Origin of the sequence: Amycolatopsis umgeniensis (genome assembly GCF_014205155.1) — a bacterium.
GTDB lineage: Bacteria > Actinomycetota > Actinomycetes > Mycobacteriales > Pseudonocardiaceae > Amycolatopsis > Amycolatopsis umgeniensis.
Genome location: NZ_JACHMX010000001.1, coordinates 2,544,042 through 2,557,851, shown reverse-complemented (window position 1 = coordinate 2,557,851; position 13,810 = coordinate 2,544,042). Strand labels below are relative to the sequence as shown.

Below are 13,810 nucleotides of genomic sequence, written 5' to 3'. Positions count from 1 at the left end.
CGGGGGCATGCGGTGAAACGCTCGGGTATGCGTGCCAGGATGGAACCGTGACACACCCACGCGGATCAGCAGCGAAGACGGCGGCCCTTTCCGCCGCGCTTTCCGGCGCGGTCGACCTTTCCGCGCTCAAGGCGCGTGCCGAAGCGCCCCAGAAACAGCCCCCGGCCCCACCGCGGGCTCCTGCGGCCGACGGTGCCGTACCGAGCGCCCCCGCGGCGGGCGGCGCCGTGATCGAGGTCACCGAAGCCACTTTCCAGGCCGAGGTCGTCGAGCGATCCCTGCAGCAGCTGGTGGTCGTCGACCTGTGGGCCGAATGGTGCGGTCCCTGCAAGCAGCTCAGCCCGGTGCTGGAGCGCCTCGCCGCCGAGTCCGGCGGTGCCTGGGTGCTCGCCAAGGTGGACGTCGACGCCAACCCGCGCATCGCGCAGCTTTTCGGCGCGCAGTCGATCCCGACGGTCATCGCCATCGGCGGCGGCCAGCCGGTCGACGCGTTCTCGGGCGCGCTGCCCGAACCCGAGATCCGCAAGTGGCTCGGCTCGCTGCTCGACGCGCTGCGTGACCGGCTGCCCGGCATCAAGGCGGCCGAGGAGAACGGCGGCGGTGTCGAGGTACCGGAGGACGTGCGGTTCACCGAGGCCGAAGACGCCTTCGAACGCGGTGACTTCGCCGCGGCGCAGGCGGCCTACGAGCGCATCCTCGACGTCGAGCCCGCGAACGAGGAGGCCAAGACCGCGCTCGCGCAGGTCAAGTTCACCGCCCGCGCCGAGGCCGCGGGCCCGGACGCGATCGCGAAGGCCGACGCCGACCCGGCCGACCTCGACGCCCAGCTCGCCGCGGCCGACCTCGAAGTCGCCGGGCAGCAGCCCGAAGCGGGTTTCGCGCGGCTGATCGCGGCCGTGCGGCGTACCGCGGGCGACGAGCGCAACAAGGCGCGGGAGCACCTGGTGGCGCTGTTCGAGCTGTTCGACTCGGCGGACGAGCGGGTCATGAAGGCGCGGCGGGATCTGGCCAGCGCGCTTTACTGAGGGTTTTGGTACATGAAGGCCCCCTTCCTCGCGCCTAGCGCAAGGAAGGGGGCCTTCATGTACTTGGGCCTGGGGTGGTGCGGCGCTCGGCCCGGCTGACGCCTCATCGCCACTTCTGGTGTCGCGAAAGCCACTTTCGGGACATCAGACGTCCCGAAAGTGGCTTTCGCGACACCCCCAGCCTAGGTATCAACGCAGCACTTCAGGGAGCCGTGATCGGACCGGTCCCGATCAGCCGTACTGCGTCGAGCACACCGAAGAGCTCTCCAGGTAGCCCTTCCGCAGTGCCTCGATCCGCTCGAAACCGTTCTCGACACGCTTGCCGTTGACGTCGGCCGAGACCAGGCTCTCCGGGCTCAGCAGATCCGAGATGGCCTCGTCGAGGTCACCGGCGGAAAGCCGCAGCGTCGCGCCGGGCACGGAGCTGGCCTTCGCCCACGCGCCGACCAGGCACGCGGTGCGCAGTCCCGCGTTCGCGTTGTCGATCGACGCGCCGACACCCTTCTGGATGCCCATCGCGTAGCGGGACGCGATTTCCGAGAACGCGGCGAAGTCGCCCTTGCCCTCGCTGTGCCCGCTTTCCCATTCCGCCTGCTGGTCGACCGGCTGGGCGAGTTCGCGCAGTTTGGCCATGTCGATGCTGACGGTGTTGTTCGCCGGGCAATACGACGCGGGCGGGGTGCTGGGGCCGCCGGCGCAGCTGCCGTTGCCGTCTTCGGTGATCTCCGGGCCCGGGACACCGGCGCCCTTGAAGGCGTCGTCGAGGCTCTTCTTCAGGATCCCGATGATCTCGGCGTCGAGCTTCGCGTCGCCCTTGCCCTTGTCACCCTTGTCGAACGGGCGCTCGGTGATCCGCGCCTTGATGTTCTCCTCGTTCATCGCGGCGCATTCCTTCGCGCCCTTCTCGAACCCGACCTGGAACGCGTACGTGCGGTCGAACGCCGTCCCGTGCGCGCCCTGTTTGGTCGCGCTGGTGCCCGCCTGGTCGCGGATCAGGAACAGCGACGCCATGACCTGGTTGAGGCCTTCGGAGGTGGAGACGCGGTAGTACTTGCTCTTGTCCTCGGCGACCCAGCGGAAGTAGCCGCCCGCGAAGCAGTCGGCCTGCTGCTCCTTGACGATCGACGGGGTGTTCTTCTTGATGCTGGCCTTCTCGCCGAGCCGGTACTGCACGGCGTGCCCGAGTTCGTGCGCGAGCACGACGGCGCCCGCCATCTTCCCGAACCGCTCACGCAGCATCGGAAGCAGCACGCCGCGGTCCCAGGCCACCAGGTCACCCGGCGGGCAGTAGAAGGCGTTGATGAGCTTCTTGACGCTGCCGCATTCGGTCTCTTCGTCGTCGGTCTTCGCGCTGTAGGACAGCAGTGACTTCAACGGCTCGTACGGCTGGCCGAAGTCGCGTGGCATGACCTCGGTCCAGTAGGTCTGCGCGTCGGCGATCGCGGCGATGGCGAGCCGGTCGTCCTCGGAGCCGTCCTCGTTGCGGACCTGCAGGTCCGGCTTGGGCGCGTCCGGCTTCAGCCCGCTTTCGAAATGCGTGATCGGCAGCCCGGCGACGTCGCCGGCGCCCGGCTGGCTGCCTTCCTTGCCCGCCGACGAGCCACCCTTGTCGTTGCAGGCGCTCAGCCCGAGGGCCAGCACCACCACGACCGCGATCAGAGCCGGGCGACGCCTGCCCCGCACTCCCCCTTGGATCATGTTCACTCGCTTGTCGTCAGGGCCCCGACCGGGCCGCGTACACCGGCAAGCAGGGACCATACCCAGCGCTTATGGCACGCGTGCAGGTAATCCCCGAAGTGGGTCTTGAGCGGGGCCGGGTCGGTCCCGATATGGTCGCTCCTCATGAGAGCAGTCCGCCGGTTCACCGTCCGCGCGAGCCTGCCGGAGTCGCTCTCCGGCCTCGGTGACCTCGCCACGAATCTGCGCTGGACCTGGCATCCGCCGACCCGAGACCTGTTCGCGTCGATGGACGCGGAGCTGTTCAACCGCGTCCGCGACCCGCTGCGGATGCTCACCGCGCTGCCCCCGGCCAGGCTCGACGAGCTGGCCGTGGACGACGCCTTCCTCGCCCACGCGCGCGAGGCCGTCGCCGATCTGGACCGCTACCTCGCCGAGCCGCGCTGGTACCAGAAGCAGGAAGACACCGATCTCCCGCCTGCCGTCGCGTACTTCTCGATGGAGTTCGGCGTCACCGAGGCGCTGCCGAACTACTCCGGCGGCCTCGGCGTGCTCGCGGGCGACCATCTCAAGGCGGCGTCGGACCTCGGCGTGCCGATGGTCGGCGTCGGGCTGCTGTACCGCGCCGGGTACTTCCGGCAGGCGCTGTCGCTCGACGGCTGGCAGGTCGAGCACTACCCGGTGATCGACCCCAACGCCTTCCCACTGGAACTGCTGACCGACGGCGGCGAGCCGGTGCTCGTCGAGGTCGCGATGCCCGCCGGGCGGACGCTGTACGCGCAGATCTGGAAGGCCCGCGTCGGCCGGATCCCGTTGCTGCTGCTGGACACCGACACCGAGGCCAACGACGAGGACCTGCGCGCCGTCACGGACCGGCTTTACGGCGGCGACGCCGACCACCGTATCCGGCAGGAGATCCTGTCCGGGATCGGCGGCTTCCGCGCGGTGCGACGCTACTGCGAGCTCACCGGGCATCCGCAGCCGAAGGTGTTCCACACGAACGAAGGCCACGCCGGTTTCCTCGGGCTGGAGCGCGCCCGCGAGATCATCCAGGCCGACGGACTGGCTTTCGACGAGGCGCTGCCCGCCGTCCGCGCCGGCACCGTGTTCACCACGCACACACCGGTCAGCGCCGGGATCGACCGGTTCCCCGTCGACCTCGTCCAGCGGTACTTCACCGACGGCAGGCTGGTCCCGGACGTCGACCCGCGCCGCGTGCTCGCGCTCGGCGCGGAGGACAACCCCGGCCTGTTCAACATGGCGCATATGGGATTGCGGCTCGCGCAGCGGGCGAACGGTGTCTCGGCGCTGCACGGCCGCGTGTCGCGGCGGATGTTCTCCCGGCTGTGGCCCGGGTTCGACTTCGACGAGGTGCCCGTCTCCTCGGTCACCAACGGGGTGCACGGCCCGACCTGGGTGGCGCGCGAACTGAGCGCGCTGCTCGGCCGCAACCACGAGGAACTGGGTCTCGACGGCGCGCAGGGAAAGCCGCTGCGCGACGGCGTCAGCGACGAGCAGCTGTGGGCGCTGCGGCGGGAACTGCGGGAGAAGCTGGTCGCCGAGGTGCGGCGCCGGGTGCGGGCCGCGTGGATGCAGCGCGGCGCGTCCGCGCTCGAACTCGGGTGGACCGACACGGTCTTCGACCCGGACGTGCTGACAGTCGGCTTCGCGCGCCGCGTGCCGACGTACAAACGGCTGACGCTGATGTTGCGCGACCCGGAGCGCCTGCGCGCGCTGCTGCTGGACGAGCGGCGCCCGATCCAGCTCGTCGTCGCGGGCAAATCGCATCCGGCCGACGAGGGCGGCAAGCAGCTGATCCAGCAGATCGTCCGGTTCGTCGACGATCCCGAGGTCCGGCGCCGGATCGTCTTCCTGCCGGATTACGACATGTCCATGGCGCGCTACCTCTACCGCGGCTGCGACGTCTGGCTGAACACGCCGGTGCGGCAGCTCGAGGCGTGCGGGACCTCGGGGATGAAGTCCGCGCTCAACGGCGGCCTCAACCTGTCCATCCGCGACGGCTGGTGGGACGAGTGCTACGACGGCAGCAACGGCTGGGCGATCCCGACCGCGGACGGCGTCACCGACCCGCTGCGCCGCGACGAACTGGAGGCCGCGGCGCTCTACGACCTGCTGGGTCACCAGATCGCGCCGTTGTTCTACGACCGCGACGCCGGCGGAGTGCCCGGCGGCTGGCTGTCGATGGTGTGGCACACGCTGGAGACCCTCGGGCCGCGCGTGCAGGCTTCGCGCATGGTGCGGGAATACGTCGAATCGGGGTACCTGCCCGCCTCCCGGATGGTCGCGGAGGCGACGGGTGACGCGTACCGCGGCGCGCTGTCGCTGGCGGACTACCGGACCAAACTCGACGTCTCCTGGCCGCGTGTGCGGATCTTCGACACCGAACTGCTCGTCGAGGACGCCGCGCCGATGGTCACCGGGACCGAGGTGACCATCCGGGCCCGGATCGACCTCGCCGGCCTCGAACCGTCCGAAGTGGACGTCCAGGCCGTCGTCGGGAAGGTGGGTGACGGGGACGAACTGAGCGACCCCGTCACCGTCCCGATGTCCGGTGACGGGATCGGCGCGTTCGCGGCACGGCTGAAGCTGCCGCATCCGGGCTCGATCGGCTACACCGTCCGCGTGCTGCCGAAGCACCGTCTGCTGGCCACACCGGCGGAACTCGCCCGGGTGGTCCACGCCTGACTCAGCCCAAGAACGGCGGCCCGGGGCGAGGCGGGTGCCGGTGCGCCGCGACGTGCTCGAGGTACCTCGCGTAGGCCCACGCGGCCTGTGCGGACTGCAGGAGTCCGGCCTGGCGACGCTGATGGCAGCGTGACGAAACCAGCCAGGCCGCTCCGGCGCCCAGCAGCATCGCCTGCCCGACGATCACGGCGAGTTCCATTCCGTACTCCTCGTTTCGGGCCGCTCGATACGCGGCCGGTCCTTCGAAGCTAGGCAGGATGATCGTCTTCGCGCATCCCCTGCCGGGCCTTGGCCGGCAACTGGTCAAGAGACGTACGTACGGTTTTGTTTCGCCACGGAGAGGTCATCTCCGCCGGCTGTCGAGTCGGTGGCGAACAAATGACCAAATCGACCCCTCGTACTGTCCGACAATTGGCAAAAATGCAGGTGAAAGCCCCTTTTGTGGGTCATCTTCCCGGTTCGGGGGGCGATTAGTGCGTTGAATTCCTGTCGCCTAAGATCTTTGTCCTTGAGGTCGCGAAGGGGAGGACTAGTGACTTCGACGAGGAAAAGAAAAAAGCCTGAGGACAGTGTTCTCGGCATCCACAAGCGCGACGGTCTCTGGCAGGACGGGCTCGCCCGGGTGATGGGGCCGGAGTTGCTGGACCGTTGGGGCATCGCGGAAGACGCCGAGCCCGGCCGGGTGCGGGAGATCGTCCTTTTGCGACTGCATCGTGTTCTCGAGCGGTTCGCCGATCCGCTCATGCCCGAGATCGTGTGGACCGCGTACAACCTCGGCACCGCTTCTCGTGACGAAGAAAGCGGCGTCGTCCGTCGGCTCGAGAAAATGGTCGACGAGGGTCGCGTCGGACGCGGTGTCCGAACGTGTACTCGCCGGTTCAACGGGGATTTCCTGCCCGCCGTCGTGAAAAGCCTGGGGACCGCTCAAAGCCCGATCACCGACGAGGATCTCGTCCGTGCTTCGCGCTGGCTCGCCGGGAACATCCGCCCCGGCGCCGAAGAATCCGCCGACGGGCTTTCGGCGGCCATCCGGGGGTTGCGGTCGCCGATGACACCGGTGCTGAAGATGTTCCTCGACGGTCCTGTCCACGGGCCCGTGGACGGGGCGGGCGTCCCGCTCGCGGCGAAGCTCGGCGCCGGTGGTGAGTGGTTCTGTGTCTTCACCGGGGAACGGTTGCTGGCCGCGTACCGCGAATCCACCGGCGCGGTCTGGGACCGGACGGGCCGGTGGACCGGCCGTGACGTCGTGCGCACCGCGGCGGGCCGGATCTTCCCGACCGGGGTCCTGGTCAATCCGAGTCCGGCGAGGGGGTCCGGGGTCGACGCCACGCTGCCGCTCCCGCCGGACGAGATCGCCCGGCTCGCCCGTGAGCACTGATCGAGGACGGCGGACATGATCGATTTCGAGGCCGCCCCGGACGAACTGAACCGGGCGGGAGAGCGGCTCCACGACATCGCCGAGATGATCACCGGGCAGCCGGCCCTGAAGTTCAAGGCCACGGCGAGTGAAGCGGGGGATCCCGCGCTCGCGGCGGCGCTGGAGACCTTCCAGCGGTCTTCCGCGCACAGTGTCGCGGTGCTCGCCGGGGACGTGCGGCGGCTCGGCGATCGGCTGGGCAAGGCGGCGAGTGTCTACCGGGAGCGGGAAGGCGAGGCCGTCGAGACGGTCAAGACGATCGAACCCGAGGAACACCCCGTCCGGCGGACCGCCACCGACACCAGGGCCACCAAGACCATCCAGGCCGTTCTCGGCTGAGGCGAAGAGGACGGACGATGAAACCGGAAGACCCGGATGGGACAGGCGTGCCCTGGACGGCGGGGATGATCAGCGTGCTGCGCTCCGAGGCGGAGCGGTTGCGCGCGCTCTCCCGGTCTTTGGAGGACCAAGCCGTCGAGCTGCGGCAGATCGATCCCCGGGGCTGGACCGGCCGGGGGCACGACGCGTATTCGGCCCGGCGGACCGAGCTGGCCGCCCGGTGCCGGATGGTCGCGGAGGAGCACGCGCGTGCGGCGCGGGCCCTGGACGATTTCGTCGCCGTCCTGGAACAGTTGACCCGGAACGCGCGGGACACCGCCGATCCGGCACAGCTCGGCAGGCTGGCCGCGCAGCGGGCCGAGGCGGCGTCGGTGGCCGCGGCCGTGCTCACCGAAGTGGGTGAAGACCTGGGCGATCTGAGGGCGATGCTCGAGGAGTTCGCCCCTCGGAGGCCCTTGCCTTCGTTCACCCCGATCACGTTCGTCCCGCCGCCGGATGTCACCGCCGATCCCGCCCTGCTGGCCCCTGATCTCCTCTTGGCCGACCCGGTCGAGTTCGACCGGCGGCTCCAGGAACTCAGCGACGCGATGTTGCTGTTCTGGTCGGACCCCGATTCCCGCCCGCTTGTCAAGCCGGTGGCGAACAAAGGAAATCCCTGATCTTCGATTTCCGCCGAACAATGGCGGACAAGCAGGTGAAATACACTTTGCCGGGCCGATCCTGAAATACGGAGGAATGGTGGCTTCGGCTAAGGAAACGAAAGCGTCGCGCAGGGCCAAGGACCGGCTGCACCATATCCACGCCCGCGCCGGGATCCAGCAGGACGGCCTGCGTCGCGCACTGGGGCCCGAATTGCGGGCCATCTGGGGGATCGCGGAAGACGCCGAGCCCGGCCGGGTGCGCGAGATCGTCCTTTTGCGGCTGAATCGCGTTCTCGAGCGGTTCGCCGATCCGCTCATGCCCGAGATCGTCTGGACCGCCTACAACCTCGGCGTCGATCCCGTGCACGGCGGGGCGGGTATGGTCGGCCGGATCAGGACCATGGTCGGACGCGGCGGCGTGGCGGTTTCCGAACGGACCTGCACCCGGCGGTTCTACGATTTCCTGGGGAGCGTCAAGAACAGCCTGGACGGCTTCCAGGAGGACCTCACCGGCGAAGACTTTAGGCTCGCTTCGCGGTGGATCGCCGGCAATGTCCGTCCGGAGCCTGAGGAGCCCGCCGGAGGGCTGCGCGACCCCGTCCCCTCGGTCATGCGGATGTTCCTCGACGGCACGGTGTGGGGTCCGGCGGACGAGGCGGGCGCGCCGCTCCCGGCCCGTCTCGGCGCGCACGGCGATTGGCTCTGCGTCTTCACCGACGAGCGTCTGCTGGCCGAGTACCGCGCCGTCACCGGCGCGGGCTGGGCGCGGGTCCGTCACCGGACCGGCCGCGAGGTCGTGCTCGCGGCCGCCGGACGTGACGTGGCGACGGGCGTCCTGGTCAACCCCCGGCCGGTGCGAGGCGCGGGGATCCACGCGGCGCTCCCGCTTTCGCCGGACTCGATCGCCCGGCTGGCCGTCCGGCGGTAGGCGTCACGGGACGGCCGGGGTGCCGCCTTCCCGGACGGGCAGTCCTGCCGAGCGCCAAGCGCGGAACCCGCCCTCGAGGTCGGTCGCGCCCGGCAGGCCCAGCCGCCGCAGGTCGGCGGCGGCCAAACTCGACGAGTACCCCTCGTTGCACACGACGATCACCGTCGAGTCGGGTTTCACCTCCGGCAGCCGCCACTCGCTGTCCGGCGCGAGCCGCCACTCGAGGTGGATCCGCTCGACGATCACCGAGCCGGGGATCTCGCCCTCTTCGAACCGGTTGGCGAACGGGCGGATGTCCACGATCAGGGCACCCTCGCGCTGCAGCCGCAGCGCCTGCCCCGGCTCCGCCCGGTTCAGTCCGGACCGGGCGGCGGCCAGCAGTTCGTCGATCGCACTCATCGGCCCAGTATCGGGGCCAGCGAGGGGATCTCGGCGGGGACGTCGGCGAGTGTGACGTACTCGCGGGTCGCGACCAGCGGCGGGGAGTAGGCGTGGACGCTGGCGGCGGGCGCGGTGCCGATGCCGGTCACCTGGTGCGCGCGCCCCGCGCCGAACCCGATGCCCTCGCCCGCGACGTGCGTGCGGCGCCGGACCGGGCCGCCGGGGTAGCGGTACTCCTCGCCGAGTTCGCCCTGCAGCACGGTGAACGAGCCGGACGCGCCGCCGTGGTCGTGCGGTTTGGTCCGCTGGCCGGGCAGCCAGGACAGCAGCCACAGCTCGACGCCGTCGGTGAGCGCGAGCCGCGCCCACCAGCGATGGTCTTCGTCGAAGCGCAGCAGGCCACGGAGGCCGGTGGTCAGTTCGGTGGTGACGGTGGAGGTCAGCTCGGCCAGTTCCCGCGGCGTCCAGAGCAGGCGCTCGGGGTGCAGCAGCTCCGGGAGCAGCGGGTCGGTCAGCTGCGGGTGGATCTCGAAGTCCTGGCGGGGCGAGACGGACGTGGTCAACGTGGGCTCCTCGTGAGGAATCGCGGGCTCGGATGCAGGGCCGAACGCGGCGCGACACGGGTGCCACGGCAGAAGTGTGCCGGGAAAGGGGCTGGAGTCAGCCGTGTCGCGCGGTGGTACATCCGGACGAGGCGACGAGGAGCAGGTCGATGGTCCGGCGTCGCCAAAACGCGCCCCCGATGACGGGGAAGGCGGCGGACACTGACCTGATCACGACCTCGATGGTGCCACAGGCGTCCTTCCGGAGCGCTCCGTCCCACTCCCTGGACCAGCCTCTTTCCGCCGACCGGCGGCCCGGTGCACACGCGCGCGCCCGTGCGGACACAATGGGGCCGTGAGCGAGCCGATCCAGCCCAGCGAACTTGACGACCTCGTGGTGAGGATGACCGGTGTCGGGGTCCGCCGAACAGGCAACGACCTCCTCGCCGACCTCGACTGGACCGTGGAACTGGACGAACGCTGGGTGGTGCTCGGCCCGAACGGCGCGGGCAAGACCACCCTGCTCCGGCTGGCCGCGGCCGAACTCCACCCGACCTCGGGAACGGTCGACCTGCTCGGCGACCGGATCGGCAAGGTCAACATCTTCGAGCTGCGCCCGCGGATCGGGTTCACCTCGGCCGCGATCGCCCAGCGGGTGCCGGGTGAGGAGCGCGTCCTCGACGTCGTGGTGAGCGCCGGATACGCCGTCGTTGGCCGCTGGCGTGAGGAATACGACAGCCTCGACACCGACCGCGCCCGCGAACTGCTGGCCGCGCTGGGCATCCCGCATCTGGCCGAGCGCACTTTCGGCACGCTGTCAGAAGGCGAGCGCAAGCGGACGCTGATCGCGCGGTCGCTGATGACCGATCCGGAGATGCTGCTGCTCGACGAGCCCGCCGCCGGGCTCGACCTCGGCGGCCGCGAGGACCTCGTCGCGCGCCTTTCGGAGCTGGCCCTCGACCCGGAGGCCCCGGCCATGGTGCTCGTCACCCACCACGTGGAAGAAATCCCGCCGGGATTCACCCACGCGCTGCTGCTGCGCGACGGCCGCGCGGTCGCTTCCGGCCTCGTCGACGACGTCGTGACCAGTGACAACCTGTCCAAGACGTTCGACCAGGACCTCCTGCTCGAACGGTCCGGTGATCGCTTCTTCGCCCGTAGGCGCTGACGGGTCGTACTGACCGGTAGCCTGCAATCTGTCGTTGTGGACGGCCCGTTGAGGAGGACTGGCGTGGGAGAGTTCGTAAGCCTTGAGGTCGAAGGCGGGGTCGGCACGATCAGGCTGGACCGCCCGCCGGTCAACGCGCTGAACAACCAGGTGCAGGCCGAGCTGGCCGAGGCGGCCCGTGAGGCCTCCGAGCGCGATGACGTGCGCGCCGTGATCCTCTACGGCGGCGAGAAGACCTTCGCGGGCGGCGCGGACATCAAGGAGATGGCCGAGCGCACCTACCCCGAGATCGCGAAGTTCGGCGCGGCGCTGACGGCGTCGCTGGCCACCATCGCGAACATCCCGAAGCCGGTCGTCGCCGCCATCACCGGTTACGCGCTCGGCGGCGGCCTCGAGCTCGCGCTGACCGCGGACCGCCGGATCGCGGGCGACAACGTCAAGGTCGGCCAGCCGGAGATCCAGCTCGGCGTCATCCCCGGCGCCGGTGGCACGCAGCGCCTCGCGCGGCTCATCGGCCCGAGCAAGACCAAGGACCTCGTGTTCACCGGCCGGTTCGTGAAGGCCGAAGAGGCGCTGGCGCTGGGCATCCTCGACGAGGTCGTGGCGCCGGACGACGTCTACGCCGCCGCGCACAAATGGGCGGCCCAGTTCGCCAACGGCCCGGCCGTGGCGCTGCGCGCCGCGAAGGCCGCGATCGACGGCGGTCTCGACACCGACCTCGCGAGTGGTCTCAAGCTCGAATCACACCTCTTCGCCGCCCTGTGGGCGACCGAGGACCAGCGCAACGGCATGAAGTCGTTCATCGAAAACGGCCCTGGCAAGGCCACCTTCGAGGGGAAGTAGGCAAGTGACCCAGGTGAACGATCCGGCGCCGAACCCGCACGCCACCGCCGAAGAGGTCAAGGCCGCCTTCGACGACCCCAAACTCGCCAACGTGCTCTACCACGACTGGGAAGCCGGGACCTACGACGAGAAGTGGTCCATCTCCTACGACGAGCGCTGCATCTCCTACGCGACGGACGTGTTCAACGCCGTCGCCGGTGAGGACGGCCAGCCGTACCCGACCGCGATGGAACTGGGCAGCGGCACCGGTTTCTTCCTGCTGAACCTGATGCAGGGCGGGGTGATCAAGAAGGGTTCGGTCACCGACCTCTCGCCGGGCATGGTCCAGGTCGCGTTGCGCAACGCCGAGAACCTCGGCCTCGACGTCGACGGCCGGGTCGCCGACGCGGAGCGGATCCCCTACGAGGACAACAGCTTCGACCTCGTCGTCGGGCACGCGGTGCTGCACCACATCCCGGACGTCCGCGCGGCGTTCGCCGAGGTGCTGCGGGTGCTGAAGCCGGGCGGCCGGTTCGTGTTCGCGGGCGAGCCGACGAAGGTCGGCGACTTCTACGCCCGCAAGCTCGGCCAGATCACGTGGTACCTCACCACCAACCTGACCAGGCTCCCGGCGCTGACCGGCTGGCGCCGTCCGCAGGAGGAACTCGACGAGTCCTCCCGCGCGGCCGCGCTGGAGGCCGTGGTCGACATCCACACCTTCGACCCGTCCGACCTCGAGTCGATGGCCCGCGGCGCGGGCGCGCAGGACGTCCGCGCGGTCACCGAGGAGTTCGCGGCCGCGCTCGCCGGCTGGCCGATCCGGACCTTCGAAGCCGCCGTGCCGCAGGAGAAACTGACCCTGCGCTGGCGTCTGTTCGCGTACCGGCTGTGGCTGCGGCTGTCCGCTTTGGACAAGAAGCTGCTCGCCAAGGTGCTGCCGCGCGAACTGTTCTACAACGTGATGATCACCGGTACCAAGCGTTCCTAGGTGCCTTACGCGTTCACTCTCGACGACGTCGCCTTCCTGCGCTCCGGCGCGGGGAGCGCGGCGCTCGCCGAATGCTCGTCACTGCCGCTGACCGACAAGACCCGCATCGCCGACGTCGCCGCCGTGCGCCGGATCGCTCCGGAGCACGCGGCCGCGGTACTGGAAACGGTGGTGCTGCGGCGGAAGTCTTCGTCCAAACTGGACTCCGCGGCCTCGTGGCTGTTCACCGGTGACGCTCTCCAGCAGGCCAGCGCCACCGCGGTCGCCCGGCACCGGGCCTCGCGGCTGGCCGGCCGCGACGTCCACGACGTGACGTGTTCGGTCGGCGCGGACCTGATCGAGATCGCCCGCGTCGCTTCCCGGGCGCTGGGCTCGGATCTGGACGAGGTCCGGCTGGCGATGGCGCGGCACAACTGTCTCGAGGCCGGTGTTTCGCCGGTGCTGATGCGGGCTGACGCGTTGCGGCCGGTCAGCCGGTCCGCGGTCGTCGTTGCCGACCCCGCTCGCCGCGACTCGGCCGGACGGCGGGCGTGGAAGCCCGCCGACTTCCTGCCGCCGCTGGACGGCCTTGTCGAGGCGTATGCGGGCCGCGAACTTTCGGTCAAATGCGCGCCGGGCTTGGATTTCTCCATCGCGCCCTGGGCGGACGAAGTCGAACTGGTCTCTTTGGACGGTCAAGTCCGCGAGGCGTGCCTGTGGCGCGGCGTGGGATCGGCCGTGTCCCGCCGGGCGACGGTGTTGCGTTCGGACGGTGCACAGTGGACTGTCACCGACGCCGATCCCGACGAGATCCCCGTGCGGGAGCACGGTGAATGGATCGTCGACCCCGACGGCGCCGTCGTCCGGGCCGGGCTCGTACGGCATTACGCCGCGCGGCACGGCCTTTGGCAGCTCGACGAGCGCATCGCGTATCTGACCGGAGATGTTCCCCCGCCGGGAATCCGGGCGTTCCGGGTGTTCGAGTACGGACCGTACAGTGAGAAGAATCTTCGTGTACTGCTGAAAAAACACGATATCGGGCGGCTCGAGATCCTCGTCCGCGGTCTCGACGTCGATCCGGATGCCTTGCGGCGCAAGCTGAAACCCCGCGGTGGTGAAGAAGCGACTTTGGTTCTGACCAGAATCGGCCGTTCTGGAGTAGCGTTCCTTTGCCGCGCACAGCTGACGTGAGGAGCA

Annotated in this window: 14 protein-coding genes; 10 read left to right on the top strand and 4 right to left on the bottom strand. The window is 69.8% G+C overall.

All coding sequences use genetic code 11. The annotated features are described in order from the left end of the window. Positions 1–47 precede the first annotated feature (47 nt). Positions 48–1,025 (top strand): tetratricopeptide repeat protein, encoded by a 978-nt coding sequence (locus tag HDA45_RS11515; RefSeq protein WP_184894527.1) that lies wholly within the window; start codon positions 48–50, stop codon positions 1,023–1,025. Positions 1,026–1,256: 231 nt separating this feature from the next. On the opposite strand, the gene HDA45_RS11510 is transcribed toward HDA45_RS11515, so the two are convergent. Next, positions 1,257–2,723 carry a neutral zinc metallopeptidase gene (locus tag HDA45_RS11510; protein WP_221471084.1) on the bottom strand — a complete coding sequence of 489 codons (1,467 nt, stop codon included), beginning with the start codon at positions 2,721–2,723 and terminating at the stop codon, positions 1,257–1,259. A gap of 144 nt (positions 2,724–2,867) precedes the next feature. On the opposite strand from HDA45_RS11510, the gene glgP reads away from it, so the two are divergent. Further along, the gene (gene glgP, locus HDA45_RS11505) at positions 2,868–5,408 is read left to right on the top strand and encodes an alpha-glucan family phosphorylase (protein ID WP_184894523.1); all 2,541 of its coding nucleotides are present in this window, start codon (positions 2,868–2,870) and stop codon (positions 5,406–5,408) included. Position 5,409: 1 nt separating this feature from the next. Here the strand turns inward: glgP and HDA45_RS11500 are convergent, their stop codons facing one another. Further along, positions 5,410–5,607: a hypothetical protein gene (locus HDA45_RS11500; protein WP_184894521.1), complete on the bottom strand. Its 198-nt coding sequence runs from the start codon at positions 5,605–5,607 to the stop codon at positions 5,410–5,412. Positions 5,608–5,940: 333 nt separating this feature from the next. Here HDA45_RS11500 and HDA45_RS11495 point away from each other — a divergent pair, with 333 nt between their 5' ends. The 4 genes from HDA45_RS11495 to HDA45_RS11480 all read left to right on the top strand — a co-directional run bounded on the left by HDA45_RS11495 (position 5,941) and on the right by HDA45_RS11480 (position 8,733). Next, positions 5,941–6,786 (top strand): hypothetical protein, encoded by an 846-nt coding sequence (locus HDA45_RS11495; RefSeq protein WP_184894519.1) that lies wholly within the window; start codon positions 5,941–5,943, stop codon positions 6,784–6,786. Between the two features lie 15 nt (positions 6,787–6,801). After that, positions 6,802–7,164 (top strand): hypothetical protein, encoded by a 363-nt coding sequence (locus tag HDA45_RS11490; RefSeq protein WP_184894517.1) that lies wholly within the window; start codon positions 6,802–6,804, stop codon positions 7,162–7,164. A 17-nt stretch (positions 7,165–7,181) separates the two neighbouring features. Further along, positions 7,182–7,823, top strand: a complete 642-nt coding sequence (locus HDA45_RS11485; RefSeq protein ID WP_184894515.1) for a putative T7SS-secreted protein — start codon at positions 7,182–7,184, stop codon at positions 7,821–7,823. 76 nt (positions 7,824–7,899) lie between these two features. Continuing rightward, positions 7,900–8,733 carry a hypothetical protein gene (locus HDA45_RS11480; protein ID WP_184894513.1) on the top strand — a complete coding sequence of 278 codons (834 nt, stop codon included), beginning with the start codon at positions 7,900–7,902 and terminating at the stop codon, positions 8,731–8,733. Between the two features lie 3 nt (positions 8,734–8,736). Here the strand turns inward: HDA45_RS11480 and HDA45_RS11475 are convergent, their stop codons facing one another. After that, complete coding sequence (locus HDA45_RS11475) at positions 8,737–9,132, bottom strand: rhodanese-like domain-containing protein (RefSeq protein WP_184894511.1); 396 nt, start codon at positions 9,130–9,132, stop codon at positions 8,737–8,739. Further along, complete coding sequence (locus HDA45_RS11470; RefSeq protein ID WP_184894509.1) at positions 9,129–9,677, bottom strand: cysteine dioxygenase; 549 nt, start codon at positions 9,675–9,677, stop codon at positions 9,129–9,131. The genes HDA45_RS11475 and HDA45_RS11470 overlap by 4 nt, the downstream gene beginning before the upstream one ends. Before the next feature lie 334 nt (positions 9,678–10,011). Here HDA45_RS11470 and HDA45_RS11465 point away from each other — a divergent pair, with 334 nt between their 5' ends. The 4 genes from HDA45_RS11465 to HDA45_RS11450 all read left to right on the top strand — a co-directional run bounded on the left by HDA45_RS11465 (position 10,012) and on the right by HDA45_RS11450 (position 13,804). Beyond that, positions 10,012–10,824 (top strand): ABC transporter ATP-binding protein, encoded by an 813-nt coding sequence (locus HDA45_RS11465; protein WP_020630953.1) that lies wholly within the window; start codon positions 10,012–10,014, stop codon positions 10,822–10,824. A gap of 63 nt (positions 10,825–10,887) precedes the next feature. Then, entirely contained in the window at positions 10,888–11,667 is a 780-nt protein-coding gene (locus HDA45_RS11460; RefSeq protein WP_020630952.1) for an enoyl-CoA hydratase/isomerase family protein, read from the top strand. Positions 11,668–11,671: 4 nt separating this feature from the next. Then, on the top strand, positions 11,672–12,634 hold the full coding sequence (locus tag HDA45_RS11455; RefSeq protein WP_184894507.1) for a methyltransferase domain-containing protein: 963 nt from the start codon (positions 11,672–11,674) through the stop codon (positions 12,632–12,634). Further along, entirely contained in the window at positions 12,635–13,804 is a 1,170-nt protein-coding gene (locus HDA45_RS11450; RefSeq protein ID WP_184894505.1) for a THUMP-like domain-containing protein, read from the top strand. It abuts the gene before it with no gap. Positions 13,805–13,810 lie beyond the last annotated feature (6 nt).

Bases quoted from the DNA above. Each gene is read 5' to 3' on its own strand.
- HDA45_RS11510 (WP_221471084.1), bottom strand. From the start codon at position 2,723: ATGATCCAAGGGGGAGTGCGGGGCAGGCGTCGCCCGGCTCTGATCGCG.
- glgP (WP_184894523.1), top strand. From the start codon at position 2,868: ATGAGAGCAGTCCGCCGGTTCACCGTCCGCGCGAGCCTGCCGGAGTCG.
- HDA45_RS11480 (WP_184894513.1), top strand. From the start codon at position 7,900: ATGGTGGCTTCGGCTAAGGAAACGAAAGCGTCGCGCAGGGCCAAGGAC.
- HDA45_RS11500 (WP_184894521.1), bottom strand. From the start codon at position 5,607: ATGGAACTCGCCGTGATCGTCGGGCAGGCGATGCTGCTGGGCGCCGGA.
- HDA45_RS11475 (WP_184894511.1), bottom strand. From the start codon at position 9,132: ATGAGTGCGATCGACGAACTGCTGGCCGCCGCCCGGTCCGGACTGAAC.
- HDA45_RS11485 (WP_184894515.1), top strand. From the start codon at position 7,182: ATGAAACCGGAAGACCCGGATGGGACAGGCGTGCCCTGGACGGCGGGG.
- HDA45_RS11490 (WP_184894517.1), top strand. From the start codon at position 6,802: ATGATCGATTTCGAGGCCGCCCCGGACGAACTGAACCGGGCGGGAGAG.